Source organism: Pseudomonas sp. GW456-L13, from assembly GCF_017350115.1.
In the GTDB taxonomy this organism is placed as follows: domain Bacteria; phylum Pseudomonadota; class Gammaproteobacteria; order Pseudomonadales; family Pseudomonadaceae; genus Aquipseudomonas; species Aquipseudomonas jessenii.
Genome location: NZ_JACNAS010000001.1, coordinates 97,754 through 114,520, shown reverse-complemented (window position 1 = coordinate 114,520; position 16,767 = coordinate 97,754). Strand labels below are relative to the sequence as shown.

Below are 16,767 nucleotides of genomic sequence, written 5' to 3'. Positions count from 1 at the left end.
ATGAAAAATAAAAAAGTTCCCTTCTGGGGCAAAAGAAATCAAAATTGGCGCCGATAGTAGGTCAGCCCCGGATTTCGAGGCGTACCTACAGTTGAGACACGCCATTTGCGAGGTGAGCAATGGGCACAGTACATACCGCACTGCCAGCACAAACCCTTTACGTCACAATCCGTCGCGACGAATTGCGCCAGTTGAAAGACGAACGCGATCAGTTGAAGCAGGAACTGGCGCAATTGCGGCTGCTGCTGCAAACCAATCAAGTGCAGCCCCTGGCTGTGGTGCAACACACCCCATTCGCCTGACCCCCTCCTTTGAAGCGGGAGCAGTCTGCACTGCTTCCGCACCGGCTCACGCCCTGCCATCCCTGGCAACTCACAAAATTTTCACAATTGTTACACGACAATTACTCGTTTAGGTCGCCCGATTCCGCGCGGCCCTCGTTCGTCGTCCGTGATATCCAAGTCCCGGCGGTGGTAGTGAACTCTCGGCTGGAGCGCTGAATGTCTTTGTTGAAACGCAGCAACACGACTGCGGCAGGTTTTGATTGGGCCGGATTTGTCTGGCTGTTTGTATTCTTCTGGTACTTTTCCGGCATCACCCAACTACTGATCCAGTTGACTGGCACCTCCGGCTTTAGCGGATTCCGCCAGGCCTTCGTCATGAGCGCCTTCTGGCTGGCGCCGATGTTGCTGTTCCCCCGACAAACCCGCGTCATGGCTGCCGTGATCGGCGTCGTACTGTGGGCGTGCTCCATGGCGAGCCTGGGTTACTTCTTCATTTATCAGCAGGAGTTTTCCCAGAGCGTCATCTTCATCATGTTTGAGTCGAACGTGGCTGAAGCCGGCGAATACATGACCCAGTACTTTGCCTGGTGGATGGTGCCGGCGTTCCTGGCACACACCGCTTTTTCCTGGTTCCTGTGGACACGCCTGCGCCCGGTGTACCTGCCCCGTGGCAAGGCCATCGTGGCCGCGGTGGCCATTGTCATGGCGGTCGTCGGTTATCCGCTGATCAAGCAAACCGCACGCACCGGCAGTTTCGCCGAAGGCTTCGACAAGTTCGAAACCCGCATCGAGCCGGCGGTGCCATGGCAAATGGCCGTGGCCTATCACCGCTACCTGGAAACCCTGGCCGGCATGCAGGACATGCTCAATAACGCCAGCAAGATTCCACCGCTGCACAACCTGAAGGACGCAATGGCCAACACGCCTGCGACCCTGGTGCTGGTGATTGGTGAGTCCACCAACCGTCAGCGCATGAGCCTGTACGGCTACCCCCGGGCAACCACGCCGGAACTGGACAAGCTCAAGGATCAACTGGACGTTTTCGACAACGTCATTACGCCGCGCCCCTACACCATTGAGGCGCTGCAGCAGGTCCTGACCTTCGCCGACGAAGAAAACCCCGACCTGTACCTGTCGACGCCATCGCTGGTCAGCATGATGAAACAGGCAGGTTACAAGACCTTCTGGATCACCAACCAGCAGACCATGACCAAGCGCAACACCATGCTCACGACCTTTTCCGAACAGGCCGATGAACAGGTGTACCTGAACAACAACCGCAACCAGAACGCCGCCCAGTACGATGGCGACGTGATCGAGCCCTTCAACAAGGCCCTGGCCGACGGTGCACCGCGCAAACTCATCGTCGTGCATTTGCTCGGCACGCACATGAGCTACCAGTACCGTTACCCGTCGACCTTCGACAGGTTCCAGGACCGTGAGGGCGTGCCTGCCGGCATTCGCGATGACCAGTTGCCGACGTACAACAGCTACGACAATGCCGTGCTGTACAACGACTTCGTGGTGTCCAGCCTGATCAAGGACTACGCCAGGACCGATCCGAACGGCTTCCTGCTGTACCTGTCCGACCATGGCGAGGACGTGTTCGATTCCATGGGCCACAACACCTTGGGGCGCAACGAGAACAAGCCGACAGCACCGATGTACACCATTCCGTTCATGGCCTGGGCATCGCCGAAATGGCGCGCAACCCATGACTGGAACCTCGTGGGTGATCTCTCGCGCCCTTACAGCAGCTCGCACCTGATTCACACTTGGGCCGACCTGGCGGGCCTGAGCTTCGACGAACTCGATCGCAGCAAAAGCCTGGTCAGTGACAGCTTCAAGGCCCGGCCATTGATGATCGGCAACCCGTATGAGCGTCAACAGCGTGCGCTGATCGACTTCAGCCTGATGAAGCCTAAAACGCCACCGACTGTCGTTCAGCAGTAATCCTTTCAGGGGCCGGTTCCGGCCCCTTTTTCATGCTCCCGTTGCAGCCTTGCAGGTCGTTGGTGAAGTTGATTCCCAATTAACCGAATCGGCGGATAATGCCATTTCGACACTGCTTCATTGATTCATGGACGAAAGGCATCCGACATCTGTAGTGGGAGGCAAACCATGAAACGCACCGCAATGATTCTCGCCGGCCTGATGGCCTTGGGCTCAACCAGTGCTTTTGCCGAAGGTGGAGCCGAACGCATGCGCTATTACTACGAAAGCCTGCGACTGGCCCAGCAAGAAGCCCTGGGCCACCCCATCCAAAGCATTGAACTGCGGGTTCCGGACGATCAAACCGCACAAATGACTGAAACCTACAGACCGAAATGATCCATGGCCGTCTGATTGCAGTTCTAGGTAGAAGACTGTCGGGCGTCCTGATGGACGCCCTTTTTTTGCCTGTTGAATCAGAGGCTCTTGGTCCAGAACAGCATCCGTCCATGGGCCGGGTCGAACATGCCGGCGGCGAAACCGGCTTTTTCATAGGAGCCCTGGGCCACGGCATTGCCTTCCAGCACCTCCAGGGTGAGCTTGCAGCAGCCACGCTGACGGGCGATGTCTTCGACCTTTTGCAGCATCTTCTGGCTCAAGCCCAGGCCGCGAAACTTTTTCACCACCGACACATCATGCACATTGACCAGCGGCCGGCAGGCAAAAGTCGAGAACCCCTCGAAGCAATTGACCAGCCCGGCCGGCTCGCCACCGACAAAAGCCAGCACACTGAAGGCGTGGGGGCGCCGGGCAAGTTCGGCCGGGAGCTGCTCCAGTACATTGGCCGGCAACGGCTGGCCGCCCCCCATCGGGTCCTCGGCGTAGTGGTTCAGCACCAGGCAAATAGCCTCGGCATGCACCGGATTGGTGTAACTGGCCTGAAGCACAAGAATTTCTGCGGAGTCCATTTCCATCCTCGATCACACATGAAGTAGCCCCCAGCATGTACTCACGCTGAAGTGCCCGCAGACCATAGCGCGAGCAACGTGCCAACGACAATCGCAACCGAGAAAATCTTTGGCCTCAAGCGCCCCAGATCAAGGCTTCCGTCCACCCCAGTTCGGCAAAATCCTCAGCCCGCAAGTGCGACTCACCGACGCAGAAAAACTCGTCGAGTTGCGGTGGCTGGACCGAGGTGCCGCTGAGCATGGCGTGAATCTGGCCGCGGTGATGGATCTGGTGTTCAAACAAATGGGACAGCAGGCGCAAGCGACTGTCGTGTTGCGGGGTGTCGCGGGCGATAGTCACGATTTTGCCCAGGTCGGCGTCGCGCATCTGCTCGCAGTAGGCGATCAGCCGGCGGTCGACGTGGGCCTGTTCGCCAACCAGGTCCGTTGCCACGAGGCAGGGTTCGTCCTCCTTGAAAAACACCCGGCAATCGGGATGCGGGTCGTCGCCGCGCAGTTCGCGCTCCAGGGCGTCCACATAAAACCAGTCACAGGTGAGGATGTGGTTGAGGGTGGCGCGGATCGAGGGGAAGAAGCTGACCCGGGATGCGCTCAGTTCCTGCGGGCTCAACTGACGCCAGGCCTTGGCCAGTCGGTGATTGGCCCAGGCGTTCTGATAGGCCATGGTCAGCAAATGGTGTGACAGGGGCTGATTCATGTTCGCTGCTCCCGTTCAAAACCCGATCAAACTTCGGCAAACCGCTGCAGTTGCATTTCCTGCAATCGACTGAGGGTGCGGCGGAACGGAAATTCCAGATAACCCTCGGTGTAAAGCGATGCCATTGGCACTTGCGCTTCAAGGTACAGCGGCACCTTGCGGTCGTAGCACTCGTCCACCAGGGCAATGAACCGTCGCACACCATCGTCATGCACCGACAACTGCGGCAACTCGCGATCTCCCGCCTCCACCCGCTCGACACCGTCCTCGGTGCCGCGGGCAATGCGCCCTGCGCGCTTCTGTGCGCTGAGGTTGGGCACGTCACTCAACAGGATAGCGCCGTAGGTATCGCACAGGGCGATGAAATCCATGGCCGCGAAGGGTTGCTCGCACAGCGCGGCGTAACGGGTCCAGAGCACCGTCGGGCTGGCCTTGACCACCTCAAGGGAACGGTGACCGACCTTGACCGGCTCGCGAGATACTGACTGACCGACGCTCAACAACTGGAACACTTCACCCAGCGCGCTGGGGTTACCGGGCTCGGCCACCCAATAACGTTGCAAACCGGCCCCCGGATGCAGGCGATGGTCTTCCCCGCCATCCACCGCAATCACCTGCATGTGCTGCTTGATCGCCGCGATGGCGGGCATGAAACGGTCGCGATTGAAGCCGTCGGCGTACAACTGGTCCGGCGGCAGATTGGACGTGCAGACCACTACCACGCCCTGTTCGAACATCACCTGGAACAGGCGCCCGAGAATGATCGCGTCGCCGATGTCATTGACGAACAGTTCGTCGAAACACAGCACGCGAACCTCTTCAGCCAATTCACGGGCCAACGCCTTGAGCGGATCGGCAGTGCCGGTCAGTTGAAACGAGCGTTGGTGCACCCAGCCCATGAAGTGGTGAAAGTGCTGGCGCCGAGCCGGTACTCGCAGGCTTTGGTAGAACTGGTCCATCAACCAGGTCTTGCCCCGCCCCACCGGCCCCCACAGGTACACGCCGGAAATGGGCGCGCGGCCTGCGTGCAACGCTTCGTGGCATTTTTGCAGCGCCCACACCGCATGTTCCTGGGCCTCGTCCTGGACGAAGCCCTTTTGTTCGATGGCATGCTGCCAGGCGCTTAAGGGGGAATCGATAGTCATGGGCGGCAGTATGCCATTGCGCACGGATAACGCGACCGGTGATCGGCAGTTTTGTGCAGACAGGAAAAGCACCTTGACGCTTTAGATTACCAGCATCATATTTAATAGATGTTTTAGATAATTTATTAAACCTTGTCGCCATCCCTTTGGAGTCATCCCATGCATTACAAAGTTTTCGGTCGTAAAACCGGCTTGCGTGTTTCCGAATTGGCGCTGGGCGCGGGTAATTTCGGTACCGGTTGGGGCCATGGCGCCGAGCGTGACGAAGCCAAACGGATTTTTGATGGTTATCTGGAAGCCGGTGGCAATTTCATCGATACCGCCAATGGCTATCAGGGCGGGCAGTCCGAGGCCATGCTCAGCGAATTCATCGCCGCAGAACGGGATCGCCTGGTCATCGCCACCAAATACACCCTCGGGACTACACCGGCAGCCGGTATTTCCCACACTGGCAACAGCCGCAAGAACATGGTGCGCGCCGTCGAAGAAAGCCTGAAACGCCTGAAGACCGAGCATATCGACCTGTTCTGGGCACACATGAGCGACGGCGTCACGCCCATGGAAGAGATCCTGCGCGGCTTCGACGATCTGGTCAGTGCCGGCAAGATTCATTACGCCGGGCTTTCGAACTTCCCCGCCTGGCGCATCGCCCGCGCCGACCTGCTGGCCGAGGTACGCGGTTTTGCGCCGATTGCCGCGATCCAGGTCGAGTACAGCCTCGCCGAACGCACCGCCGAGCGTGAACAACTGCCGATGGCCGAAGCCCTGGGCCTGGCCGCGACCTTGTGGTCGCCGCTGGGTGGCGGCTTCCTGACCGGCAAGTACCGCAACAGTGAAGGCGACAACCGTGCGAACAAGCTCGGCGTGCTGATCCACGCCGAAAAAAGCGCCCGCGAAACCGCCCTGCTCGACACCTTGATCGATGTCGCCGCAGAACTGGACGCCAGCCCGACCCACGTGGCCATCGCCTGGCTGCGGGAAAAAGCCAGACGCTCGACCACGGCGCTGATTCCGATCCTCGGTTCCCGGACCCGTGAGCAGCTGGATGCGACGTTGGGCGCGCTGAATGTGCAGTTGAGCACGGATCAACTGGCAAGGCTGGACGGTGTCAGTGACGTGGCCAAAGGCGTGCCGCACGAATCCATTTCCGGTTCGTTCGCACGGTTCAGTGGGGGGCAGATCCTCGACCTGCCAATCATTCCGGTGGCCTGACCCAAATCAAAACTGTGGGAGCGGGCTTGCTCGCGAAGGCGTCGTGTCAGTCGACATTGGTATTGAATGACACACCGCTTTCGCGAGCAAGCCCGCTCCCACAGAGGGATTGCGTTTTACTTATCGACCTTATGTTTTGCCGCATACAGGCACAACATCTCCATCGCCAGCGTCGCCGCCGCCAGTGAGGTGATCTCCGCGCTGTCATAGGCCGGAGCCACTTCCACCACGTCCATGCCCACCAGGTTGATCCCGCGCAGTCCGCCGAGGATCTCGAGCGACTGCACAGTGTTCAGGCCGCCGCACCAGTGTTCCGGTACCCGGGGCGAATATCACAACGCTGAATCCTTTTGCCATTACGAGTTCATTTGCCCTGGTGGGGCTGGACCTGGAGATCCCGGAAATACTGGAGAACATCAACCTGCAGGACGGTGAGATCATTGTCGATGTAGGGGGTGGTTCAGGGCATTTGCTGTTGCACATGCTGGACAAGTGGCCAGAAAGCTAAGGCATACTCTTCGATTTACCCGGCGCGGCAAAAATCGCGCAGGAACAAATGCACAAGATTGCAAAAGCTGGCTGCTTCGAAATCGTCGTCGGGGACTTCTTCAAGAGCATGCCGGACAGTGCGCTGCTGGTTGTAGTGGACCTGGTGATTGACCAGGGTGAAAGTGCCCAGCCCAATCCCACAGGCACAATGATGGATCTTTACATGCTGTCCTTGTTCGGTATCGCCGGTGGCAAGGAGCGCAACGAGGTTGAATTCAGAACCCTCATTGAAAACAGCGTGGGAACGGCCTTACCTTCGCCTACCCGAAATAAATGATCACCATCGCCTCTCGCCACTTTCCAGAGGGGCTCTCTATTTACGGGTCATTTCCCACCTGCATGATTACAAGGAAAACACATGTCGACGCTGGTCTATTACGTAGCTGCCACCCTGGATGGTTATATTGCCACTCAACAACACAAACTCGATTGGCTGGAGAACTTTGCGCTGGGGGATGACGCAACGGCCTATGATGATTTTTATCAAACGGTCGGAGCGGTGGTCATGGGGTCGCAGACCTATGACTGGATCATGTCGAACGCTCCCGATGACTGGCCCTACCAGGATGTACCCGCCTTTGTCATGAGCAACCGGAATCGGTCAGCCCCCGCCAATCTGGATATCACCTTCGTACGCGGTGATGCCGGGGCCATCGCGGCCGCGGCCAAGCAAGCGGCCAAGGGCAAGAATGTCTGGCTGGTCGGTGGCGGCAAAACGGCAGCCTGTTTTGCCGACGCCGGGGAATTGCAGCAGCTGTTCATCACCACCATTCCGATCTTTCTGGGCTCCGGCGTTCCCGTACTGCCCGTTGACCGCGCGCTTGAAGTCGTTTCCAGAAAACAGCGTACGCTGCAGAGCGGTGCCATGGAATGCGTCCTGGACGTGAAAGCGGATTAACACCCCACTTTATCCAGGGTATCGACCTCTCCTCCCTGAGCGCTGACGAGGACGCAACCTATTTCGTTAAGGCACTTGTGCTTGGTGATGGGGAAGTCTAAATGTCGTCAAATTGTAGCTTCGCCCACACTGAGCTCACATTGGGTTTTGTATTACTTATCGACCTTATGCCTGGCCGCATACAGGCACAACATCTCCATCGCCAGCGTCGCCGCCGCCAGTGAGGTGATCTCCGCGCTGTCATAGGCCGGAGCCACTTCCACCACGTCCATGCCCACCAGGTTGATCCCGCGCAAACCGCCGAGAATCTCCAGCGCCTGCACCGTGCTCAAGCCGCCGCATACAGGTGTTCCGGTGCCCGGCGCGAATGCCGGATCGAGGCAGTCGATGTCGAAGGTCAGGTACACAGGGTTGTCGCCGACCCGCGCGCGAATCGCCTCGACGATCGCCTCGCAGCCACGGCGGTGCACCTGCCGTGCGTCCAGCACCTCGAAGCCCTGGTGATCATCATTGGTGGTGCGCAAGCCGATTTGTACCGAGCGCGACGGGTCCACCAGCCCTTCCCTGGCCGCGTGCCAGAACATGGTGCCATGGTCGATCCGCTTGCCCTCTTCGTCCGGCCAGGTATCGCTGTGGGCGTCGAAGTGGATCAGCGACAATGCCCCGTGCTTGCGGGCATGGGCCTTGAGCAGTGGATAGGTAATGAAATGGTCGCCGCCAAACGTCAGCATCGCCGTGCCGGCATTGAGGATATGCTCGGCGTGGGCTTCGATCATTTCGGGCGTCGATTGCGGCGAACCGTAGTCGAAATCGCAATCGCCGTAGTCGATGACCGCCAGGTGATCGAACGGATCAAACGTCCACGGCCAATGCCGTTCCCAGGCGATCCCGGCCGAGGCGGCGCGAATGCCCCGTGGCCCGAAGCGTGCGCCGGGGCGGTTGCTGGTGGCCGTGTCGAACGGCACGCCACTGACGGCCACATCAACGCCGCGCAGGTCACGACTGTAACGGCGACGCATGAAACTGGTGATACCGGCGTAGGTACTTTCAGCGGCCGTGCCATAAAGGCTGTCACGGGTAAGGGCTTGATCGTTCTGCATCGGGACGTCCATTGAAGGCTCCTTCTTTTATAGTTATTGGCGGCTACGGAAAGTGGTCCACAAGCGCGTGCGCTGGCGCATGTCCTTGAGGTTCATGCTGCGGTCGGCGTACAGCCGTTCGCGCACGTCGGCCAGCGGGTAGATGTCCGGATCGGTGCGCACCGCTTCATCCACCAGCGGCGTGGCGGCCTGGTTCGCCGTGGCGAAGAACAAGGTGTTGGTCAGTGCCGCAACGGACTCGGGGCGCAACATGAATTCGATAAAGGCGCGGGCGGCTTCGGGGTGCGGCGCGTCCTTGGGAATCGCCAGGTTGTCCTGCCACACGAGGGTGCCTTCCCTGGGAATCCGGTAGGCAATTTCATAGGGCTTATTGGCTTTGCGTGCCTGGTCGGCGGCCATGCTGGCGTCACCGTTGTAGGTCAACGCCAGGCACACGCTGCCATTGGCCAGATCGCTGATCTGCCGCCCGGTGGCGACGTACAGCACGTTCGGCTGTAGCTGATGCAGCAACGCCTCGGCGGCTGACAGATCATTCTTGTCTGTGCTGTAGGGATCTTTACCCAGGTAATGCAGCGCCAGTCCGATCACCTCCTGGGGCGAGTCGAGAATGGCGATGCCACAGTCCTTCAATTTGCTTGCGTACTCGGGTTTGAACAGCAGGTCCAGGCTATTGAGCGGCACGTCCGGCAAGCGCTGCTTGATCGCCTCGACGTTCATGCCCAACCCCAGCGTGCCCCAGGTATAAGGCACGCCATAGCGGTTGCCGGGATCGACAGCGGCGAGTTTTTCCAGCAAGTCCGGATCGAGATTGGCGTAACCCTTGAGTCCTTCGTGGGGAATCGGTTTCAACGCCCCGGCTGCAAGCCCCCGGGCCAGCACACTGGACGACGGCACCACCACGTCATAACCGCTGCCGCCGGTGAGCAGCTTGGTCTCCAGTACTTCCGAAGAATCGAAGGTGTCGTAGCGCACATGGATGCCGGTTTCCTGCTCGAACCGCTGCAGGGTTTCGGGGGCCACGTAATCGGCCCAACTGTACAGATTGACCACCTTGTCTTCGGCCTGGGCCGAAACAGCCACGGCGAGCAACAGCGCGGGTAAACACAGCTTGAACATGGGAGCCATGACGAACACCTGACCAGAGGAAGTGGTTGCAGGATGCGTCGTCGGATACATTGGTGAAATATCAAGTTAATTAACCTGACTTTATGACGGAGTAATGTTTGATGCTCGGCCAACTCCATGATCTGGACCTGCAATTGTTGCGTCTGTTTGTCAGCGTGGTGGAGTGCGGCGGTTTCAGTGCCGCCCAGGGTGAGCTGGGCTTGAGCCAGTCGAGCATCAGCCAGCAAATGGCCAAGCTGGAAACCCGCCTTGGCTATCGCCTGTGCAGCCGCGGCAAGGGCGGATTCAAGGTCACCGCCAAGGGCGAACAACTCCTCAGCGCCACACGCACCCTGTTCGAATCCATCGAAGCCTTCCGTCATCAATCCAACGGCGTGGCCGGGCGCTTGATCGGTGAAGTGCGCCTGGGTCTGTCCGAAGCCCTGGATCAATCGGTGCTGCAACGGGTGGCCGAGGCGATCCGGCGCTTCCGTGAGCGGGACGAGTCAGTGCGCATCGAACTGATCAGCGCCATGCCCGGCGAAATGGAGCGCTTGCTACTGCAACAGCGGCTGGACCTGGCCATCGGCTATTTCTCGCAAGTGCAAAGCGCGTTTGACTACCGCCAATTGTTCATTGAAACCCAGCATCTGTATTGCGCCCCCGGCCATCCGCTGTTCACCAACCCGGCCCCCTGCGATCAGGATCTGCAGGCCAGCGACCGGGTCGATCACCCCTACCGTTTCCTGCGCAGTGACGAACCCTTCCAGGGCAAGCTGTGTTCGGCGCGCTCGGAACAAGTCGAAGGCACCCTCGCCTTTATCCTTTCCGGCAAGCATGTCGGTTATTTGCCCAGCCACTTCGCCCATGCCTGGGAAAACAAGGGTTTGCTCAGGGCCGTGCGTCGAGGCGACATGAGTTTCGATGTCGCTTTTCATCTGGCCCGGCACCGGGTGCAAGTGGCCGGCGATGCACAAAAGGCATTCGAAGAGGATCTGCTCGCGGCGTTTGCCTGACTACGTCGTGGTCTACGCTGTAACAATGCCGGACACTGTCATGCAAAAATGCACAGATAACCTGCACTTATCCGGGTTGTACAAGGCAAATTTGCACTGATACGATCCGCCATCGCTCGCGCGCGAGCATCTTGATAAAGAACAATAAAAGCAGGGAGTTAGTGATGACTGCTCAGGTTTTTTCTCCCAGGACTCAGTCCATGGATGCCATGCAAAACGAAGTGCTGGCCGAGGTTCGCAACCACATTGGTCACCTGACCCTCAACCGCCCCGCCGGCCTCAACGCCCTTACCCTGGACATGGTGCGCAACCTGCACCGCCAGCTCGACGCCTGGGCCCAGGATTCGCAAGTCCATGCCGTGGTCTTGCGCGGTGCCGGGGAAAAAGCCTTCTGCGCCGGCGGCGACATTCGCTCGCTGCATGACAGCTTCAAAAGCGGCGACACCCTGCACGAAGATTTCTTTGTCGAGGAATACGCCCTCGACCTCGCGATCCACCACTACCGCAAACCGGTGCTGGCCCTGATGGACGGTTTTGTCCTCGGCGGCGGCATGGGTCTGGTGCAAGGCGCAGACCTGCGCGTGGTCACAGAGAAAAGCCGCCTGGCAATGCCGGAAGTCGGCATCGGTTATTTCCCGGACGTCGGCGGCAGTTACTTCCTGTCGCGCATCCCCGGTGAACTGGGGATTTACCTCGGCGTCAGCGGCGTGCAGATTCGCGCCGCCGATGCGCTGTATTGCGGCCTGGCCGACTGGTACCTGGAAAGCGGCAAGCTTGGCGTCCTGGACGAAAAACTCGACCAGCTCGAATGGCACGATACGCCGCTCAAGGACCTGCAAGGCCTGCTGGCGAAATTCGCCGTGCAGCAACTGCCCGATGCGCCACTGGCGACTTTGCGCCCGGCCATCGACCACTTCTTCGCCCAACCCGATGTGCCGAGTATTGTGGAGCAACTACGCCAGGTAACGGTCGCCGACAGCCATGAGTGGGCCGTCACCACCGCCGACCTGCTGGAAACCCGCTCGCCGCTGGCCATGGCCGTGACCCTGGAAATGCTCCGTCGCGGACGCGAGCTGCCCCTTGAACAATGTTTCGCCCTTGAGCTGCACCTGGACCGTCAGTGGTTCGAGCGCGGCGACCTGATCGAAGGCGTGCGCGCCTTGCTGATCGACAAAGACAAGACACCGCGCTGGAACCCGCCCACCCTCCAGGCACTGGACGCCGAACACGTGGCGAGCTTCTTCAGCGAGTTTGACCGGAGCGAGAGCTGAGCCATGCACGATATCGAATTGAGTGAAGAGCAAGTCATGATCCGCGACATGGCCCGGGATTTTGCCCGCGGCGAAATCGCGCCCCATGCCCAGGCCTGGGAAAAGGCCGGCTGGATCGATGACGGTCTGGTGGCGAAAATGGGCGAACTGGGCTTGCTGGGCATGGTGGTCCCAGAGGAATGGGGCGGCACCTATGTCGACTATGTGGCCTATGCATTGGCGGTAGAAGAAATTTCCGCCGGCGACGGTGCTACCGGCGCCTTCATGAGCATCCACAACTCCGTGGGCTGCGGGCCGGTGCTCAACTACGGCAGCGAAGAACAGAAGCAGACCTGGCTGGCGGACCTTGCCAGCGGCCAGGTCATCGGCTGTTTCTGCCTGACCGAACCCCAGGCCGGTTCCGAGGCGCACAACCTGCGCACCCGCGCCGAACTGCGCGACGGCCAGTGGGTGATCAATGGCGCCAAACAATTCGTCAGCAACGGCAAGCGCGCCAAACTGGCGATTGTGTTTGCCGTGACCGATCCGGACCTGGGCAAACGTGGCATCTCGGCGTTCCTGGTACCGACCGACACCGCCGGTTTTATCGTCGACCGCACCGAACACAAGATGGGCATCCGTGCTTCCGACACCTGCGCGGTGACCCTGAACAACTGCACCATCCCCGAAGCCAATTTGCTGGGCGAACGCGGCAAGGGCCTGGCCATCGCCTTGTCCAACCTCGAAGGCGGCCGCATCGGCATCGCCGCCCAGGCACTGGGCATCGCCCGCGCAGCGTTTGAAGCGGCACTGGCTTACTCCCGTGATCGTGTGCAGTTTGGCAAAGCGATCAATGAACACCAGAGCATCGCCAACCTGCTGGCCGACATGCACATGCAGTTGAACGCCGCGCGATTGATGATCCTGCACGCCGCACGCCTGCGCACGGCCGGCAAACCCTGTCTGTCGGAGGCGTCACAAGCCAAGCTGTTTGCATCGGAAATGGCGGAAAAGGTCTGCTCGTCCGCGATTCAGATTCATGGCGGCTACGGGTATCTGGAAGACTATCCGGTGGAGAAGTACTACCGGGATGCGCGGATCACGCAGATCTACGAAGGGTCGAGCGAAATTCAGCGAATGGTGATTGCCCGCGAGCTGAAGAACTACCTGATTTGATGCCCTGTACCTGTAGGAGCGAGCTCGCTCGCGATGGTGGCCAACGATAACGCGGGGTACCTGAATCAACCCGGTGCCCTCAGGTTTTTCGCGAGCAGGCTCGCTCCTACAAGGGGATCTCATAAACGCTGAGATCCAATGTGGGAGCGGGCTTGCTCGCGAAAGCGTCCGAAAGGTGACTACATCACTTGCCTTGGAACTCAGCCTCACGCTTGGCAATGAACGCCGCCATCCCTTCCTTCTGATCCTGCGTCGCAAACGCCGCATGGAACACCCGACGCTCAAAGCGCACGCCTTCGGCCAGGCTCACTTCGAAAGCACGGTTGACGCTTTCCTTGACCATCATCGCAATCGGCAACGATTTTTTAGCGATCAACGCGGCGACTTTCAGCGCTTCATCCAGCAGCTCATCGCTCGGCACGATACGCGCCACGATGCCGCAACGTTCCGCTTCCACGGCATCGATCAAGCGGCCGCTCAGGCACATTTCCATGGCCTTGGCCTTGCCCACGGCGCGGGTCAGGCGTTGGGTGCCGCCCATGCCCGGCAACACGCCGAGGTTGATTTCCGGCTGGCCGAATCTGGCGTTGTCACCGGCCAGGATGAAATCGCACATCAACGCCAACTCACAGCCGCCGCCCAGGGCAAAACCGTTGACCGCCGCGATGATCGGCTTGCGGCGGTTGGCTACGCGGTCGCTGTCGCTGAACAGGTCGTCGATGTAGATCTGCGGGTAGGTCAGCTCCGCCATTTCCTTGATGTCGGCACCGGCGGCGAAGGCTTTTTTCGAACCGGTCAGGACGATACAGCCGATGTTCGAGTCAGCCTCGAAACCATCAAGGGCCTGGTTCAGTTCGCTGACGATCTGCGCATTCAGCGCATTCAGCGCTTGTGGACGGTTGAGGGTGATCAGGCCAACGCGGCCGTGGGTTTCCAGCAAAATCGTTTCGTAGCTCACAGGGGACTCCTTCTTATAAATTGCGCGAAATGACCATGCGTTGAATATCGCTGGTGCCTTCGTAGATCTGGCAGACCCGTACGTCGCGGTAGATCCGCTCCACCGGGAAATCGTTGAGGTAACCGTAACCGCCCAGGGTTTGCAGCGCCGAGGAGCATACCTTCTCGGCCATTTCCGAGGCGAACAACTTGGCCATCGACGCTTCGACCAGGGCCGGTTTGCCACTGTCACGCAGAGCGGCGGCGTAGTGCACCATTTGCCGCGCCACGGCGATCTGGGTCGCCATGTCCGCCAGGCGGAACGCCACGGCCTGGTGCTCGATGATCGGCTTGCCGAAGCTCTCGCGCTCACGGGCGTAATCGCGCGCCGCTTCGAACGCGGCACGGGCCATGCCCACCGATTGCGAAGCGATGCCGACGCGACCGCCTTCAAGGTTGGCCAGGGCAATCCTGTAGCCTTCGCCCTCCTCGCCCAAACGATTGGCCAGCGGCACCTTCACGTCTTCGAAGAGGATCTGGCAGGTGTCGGACGCATGCTGACCTAGCTTGTCTTCGACCCGCGCGACTTTGTAGCCCGGCGAATCGGTCGGCACTATAAAGGCGCTGATGCCACGTTTGCCGGCACTCGGATCGGTCACCGCAAACACGATCACCACCCCGGCATTCTGCCCGGAGGTGATGAACTGCTTGCAGCCGTTGAGCACATAATGATCGCCTTCCAGGCGCGCACGGGTTTTCAGGCCGCTGGCGTCGGAACCGGCCTGGGGCTCGGTCAGCGCAAAGGCACCGAGCATCGCACCGCTGGCCAATGGTTTGAGGAAGCGCTCTTTCTGCTCATCGGTGCCGTAGTTGAGGATCGGTACGCAACCCACGGAGTTGTGCACGCTCATGATGGTCGAGCAGGCGCCATCGCCGGCGGCGATTTCTTCCAGCGCCATGGCGTAGGCCAGGTAACCGGTGTCGCATCCGCCCCACTGCTCCGGCACCAGCATGCCGAAGAAGCCCAGCCCGGCCATTTCGCCGATGGCTTCCTTGGGAAAACGGTGCTCGCGGTCCCACTCGGCAGCGAAGGGCTTCAGCCGTTCCTGGGCAAAGTCCCGGGCCATGTCACGGATTTGTTGTTGGTCGTCATTGGGGATCATGGTGAATCCTTAAATCAAGCTAAATGCGAAACCCTGTAGGTGCGAGCTTGCTCGCGATGGGGCCGTGTCAGTCAACTTTATTGCTATCTGACCCACCGCTATCGCGAGCAAGCTCGCTCCCACAGGGATTGGTGTTGGCCTCAGTAGAGGCATTCCACGGCCATCGCCGTCGCTTCACCGCCGCCAATGCAGATCGCCGCAACACCACGTTTGAGGCCTTTCTGGCGCAGGGCCGAAAGCAGGGTCACCAGAATCCGCGCACCGGACGCACCGATCGGGTGCCCGAGGGCGCAAGCACCGCCGTGCACGTTGAGTTTCTCGTGAGGGATTTCCAGATGAGTCATCGCGGCCATGCCGACCACGGCGAAGGCTTCGTTGACTTCCACCAGATCCACGTCATTGAGCGACCAGCCGGTTTTCTTCATCAACTTCTTGATTGCACCAATCGGTGCCACCGGGAACAGGCCCGGGGTGTCGGCGAACGCAGCGTGGCCATGAATCACCGCCAAGGGTTTCAGGCCTTGTTTCTGTGCCTGGGACTGGCGCATCAGCACCAGCGCGGCGGCACCGTCGGAGATCGAACTGGAGTTGGCCGCCGTCACCGTACCGCCTTCGCGGAACGCCGGCTTCAGCGAAGCAATCTTGTCCAGCCTGGCTTTTGGCGGCTGCTCGTCGTTGCTGATCACCACCTGCTCTTTGCCGACCGTCACGGTCAGCGGCACGATTTCGGCCTTGAAGCTGCCGTCCTTGATCGCCTGTTGCGCGCGAGTGGTCGAGGCAATGGCAAACGCGTCCTGGGCTTCACGACTGAAGCCGTTGGTTTCGGCGCAGTCTTCTGCGAAGGTGCCCATCAGGCGGCCCTTGTCGTAGGCGTCTTCGAGGCCGTCCAGGAACATCGAGTCCTGCACTCGACCATGGCCCATGCGGTATCCGGCACGGGCGCGATCCAGCAGGTAAGGCGCGTTGGACATGCTTTCCATGCCACCGGCAACCACCACATCGGCACTGCCCGCCAGCAGCATGTCATGGGCCAGAATCGCCGCTTCCATGCCGGAGCCGCACATCTTGTTCAGGGTGGTGCAGCGGGTCGATTTATCCAGCCCCGCACCCAGCGCCGCCTGACGCGCAGGGGCCTGGCCAAGGCCTGCCGGCAGCACGCAGCCGAACAGCACTTCGTCGACGCTATCACTGGCAACACCGGCACGTTCGACGGCGGCCTTGATGGCGGCCGCACCGAGTTGCGGTGCGGTCAGGCTTTTCAGTTCGCCCTGGAAACCGCCCATCGGGGTGCGGACGGCGCTGACGATAACAATTGGATCGTTGGACATTGTCATGAC

The 16,767-nt window shown here is 60.1% G+C and carries 18 protein-coding genes and 1 pseudogene; 10 read left to right on the top strand and 9 right to left on the bottom strand.

What is annotated here, in order from left to right:
- Positions 1–119: 119 nt before the first annotated feature.
- The 3 genes from J4D25_RS00540 to J4D25_RS00530 all read left to right on the top strand — a co-directional run bounded on the left by J4D25_RS00540 (position 120) and on the right by J4D25_RS00530 (position 2,615).
- Positions 120–302, top strand: coding sequence for a DUF6026 family protein (locus J4D25_RS00540; RefSeq protein WP_057714730.1), 183 nt, complete (start codon positions 120–122; stop codon positions 300–302).
- Positions 303–500: 198 nt separating this feature from the next.
- Positions 501–2,237, top strand: a complete 1,737-nt coding sequence (locus J4D25_RS00535; protein ID WP_057714729.1) for a phosphoethanolamine transferase CptA — start codon at positions 501–503, stop codon at positions 2,235–2,237.
- A 168-nt stretch (positions 2,238–2,405) separates the two neighbouring features.
- Positions 2,406–2,615, top strand: a complete 210-nt coding sequence (locus J4D25_RS00530) for a hypothetical protein (protein ID WP_057714728.1) — start codon at positions 2,406–2,408, stop codon at positions 2,613–2,615.
- 77 nt (positions 2,616–2,692) lie between these two features.
- On the opposite strand, the gene J4D25_RS00525 is transcribed toward J4D25_RS00530, so the two are convergent.
- The 3 genes from J4D25_RS00525 to zapE all read right to left on the bottom strand — a co-directional run bounded on the left by J4D25_RS00525 (position 2,693) and on the right by zapE (position 5,026).
- Positions 2,693–3,184 carry a GNAT family N-acetyltransferase gene (locus J4D25_RS00525; protein ID WP_008053742.1) on the bottom strand — a complete coding sequence of 164 codons (492 nt, stop codon included), beginning with the start codon at positions 3,182–3,184 and terminating at the stop codon, positions 2,693–2,695.
- Positions 3,185–3,299: 115 nt separating this feature from the next.
- Positions 3,300–3,881: a DinB family protein gene (locus tag J4D25_RS00520; protein ID WP_057714727.1), complete on the bottom strand. Its 582-nt coding sequence runs from the start codon at positions 3,879–3,881 to the stop codon at positions 3,300–3,302.
- A gap of 26 nt (positions 3,882–3,907) precedes the next feature.
- Entirely contained in the window at positions 3,908–5,026 is a 1,119-nt protein-coding gene (gene zapE, locus J4D25_RS00515) for a cell division protein ZapE (RefSeq protein ID WP_057714726.1), read from the bottom strand.
- Positions 5,027–5,185: 159 nt separating this feature from the next.
- Between zapE and J4D25_RS00510 the strand changes: the two genes are divergently transcribed.
- On the top strand, positions 5,186–6,238 hold the full coding sequence (locus tag J4D25_RS00510) for an aldo/keto reductase (RefSeq protein ID WP_057714725.1): 1,053 nt from the start codon (positions 5,186–5,188) through the stop codon (positions 6,236–6,238).
- Positions 6,239–6,354: 116 nt separating this feature from the next.
- Here the strand turns inward: J4D25_RS00510 and J4D25_RS00505 are convergent.
- Positions 6,355–6,568, bottom strand: a pseudogene (locus J4D25_RS00505) (arginase family protein); the annotation flags it as partial.
- 46 nt (positions 6,569–6,614) lie between these two features.
- Between J4D25_RS00505 and J4D25_RS26860 the strand changes: the two are divergent.
- From J4D25_RS26860 to J4D25_RS00495, 3 genes are all read left to right on the top strand, one after another.
- Positions 6,615–6,746: a hypothetical protein gene (locus tag J4D25_RS26860; RefSeq protein WP_258536464.1), complete on the top strand. Its 132-nt coding sequence runs from the start codon at positions 6,615–6,617 to the stop codon at positions 6,744–6,746.
- 48 nt (positions 6,747–6,794) lie between these two features.
- Positions 6,795–7,064 (top strand): hypothetical protein, encoded by a 270-nt coding sequence (locus J4D25_RS00500; RefSeq protein WP_057714724.1) that lies wholly within the window; start codon positions 6,795–6,797, stop codon positions 7,062–7,064.
- An 81-nt stretch (positions 7,065–7,145) separates the two neighbouring features.
- Positions 7,146–7,685 carry a dihydrofolate reductase family protein gene (locus J4D25_RS00495; RefSeq protein ID WP_057714723.1) on the top strand — a complete coding sequence of 180 codons (540 nt, stop codon included), beginning with the start codon at positions 7,146–7,148 and terminating at the stop codon, positions 7,683–7,685.
- A gap of 152 nt (positions 7,686–7,837) precedes the next feature.
- Here J4D25_RS00495 and speB read toward each other — a convergent pair whose 3' ends face one another.
- Both speB and J4D25_RS00485 read right to left on the bottom strand, forming a co-directional pair.
- Positions 7,838–8,797 carry an agmatinase gene (gene speB / locus J4D25_RS00490; RefSeq protein WP_057714722.1) on the bottom strand — a complete coding sequence of 320 codons (960 nt, stop codon included), beginning with the start codon at positions 8,795–8,797 and terminating at the stop codon, positions 7,838–7,840.
- A 21-nt stretch (positions 8,798–8,818) separates the two neighbouring features.
- A complete protein-coding gene (locus J4D25_RS00485; RefSeq protein ID WP_057714721.1) occupies positions 8,819–9,910 on the bottom strand; it encodes a polyamine ABC transporter substrate-binding protein in 1,092 nt (363 codons plus the stop codon).
- Between the two features lie 101 nt (positions 9,911–10,011).
- On the opposite strand from J4D25_RS00485, the gene J4D25_RS00480 reads away from it, so the two are divergent.
- From J4D25_RS00480 to J4D25_RS00470, 3 genes are all read left to right on the top strand, one after another.
- Entirely contained in the window at positions 10,012–10,905 is an 894-nt protein-coding gene (locus J4D25_RS00480; RefSeq protein WP_057714720.1) for a LysR family transcriptional regulator, read from the top strand.
- 164 nt (positions 10,906–11,069) lie between these two features.
- Positions 11,070–12,176: an enoyl-CoA hydratase/isomerase family protein gene (locus J4D25_RS00475; protein ID WP_057714719.1), complete on the top strand. Its 1,107-nt coding sequence runs from the start codon at positions 11,070–11,072 to the stop codon at positions 12,174–12,176.
- A 3-nt stretch (positions 12,177–12,179) separates the two neighbouring features.
- The gene (locus J4D25_RS00470) at positions 12,180–13,331 is read left to right on the top strand and encodes an acyl-CoA dehydrogenase family protein (RefSeq protein ID WP_057714718.1); all 1,152 of its coding nucleotides are present in this window, start codon (positions 12,180–12,182) and stop codon (positions 13,329–13,331) included.
- Between the two features lie 184 nt (positions 13,332–13,515).
- On the opposite strand, the gene J4D25_RS00465 is transcribed toward J4D25_RS00470, so the two are convergent.
- The 3 genes from J4D25_RS00465 to J4D25_RS00455 form a co-directional block, all read right to left on the bottom strand.
- Positions 13,516–14,289, bottom strand: a complete 774-nt coding sequence (locus J4D25_RS00465) for an enoyl-CoA hydratase (protein ID WP_057714717.1) — start codon at positions 14,287–14,289, stop codon at positions 13,516–13,518.
- Positions 14,290–14,302: 13 nt separating this feature from the next.
- The gene (locus J4D25_RS00460) at positions 14,303–15,430 is read right to left on the bottom strand and encodes an acyl-CoA dehydrogenase (protein ID WP_057714716.1); all 1,128 of its coding nucleotides are present in this window, start codon (positions 15,428–15,430) and stop codon (positions 14,303–14,305) included.
- A gap of 140 nt (positions 15,431–15,570) precedes the next feature.
- Positions 15,571–16,764: an acetyl-CoA C-acyltransferase gene (locus tag J4D25_RS00455; RefSeq protein ID WP_057714715.1), complete on the bottom strand. Its 1,194-nt coding sequence runs from the start codon at positions 16,762–16,764 to the stop codon at positions 15,571–15,573.
- Positions 16,765–16,767: the final 3 nt, after the last annotated feature.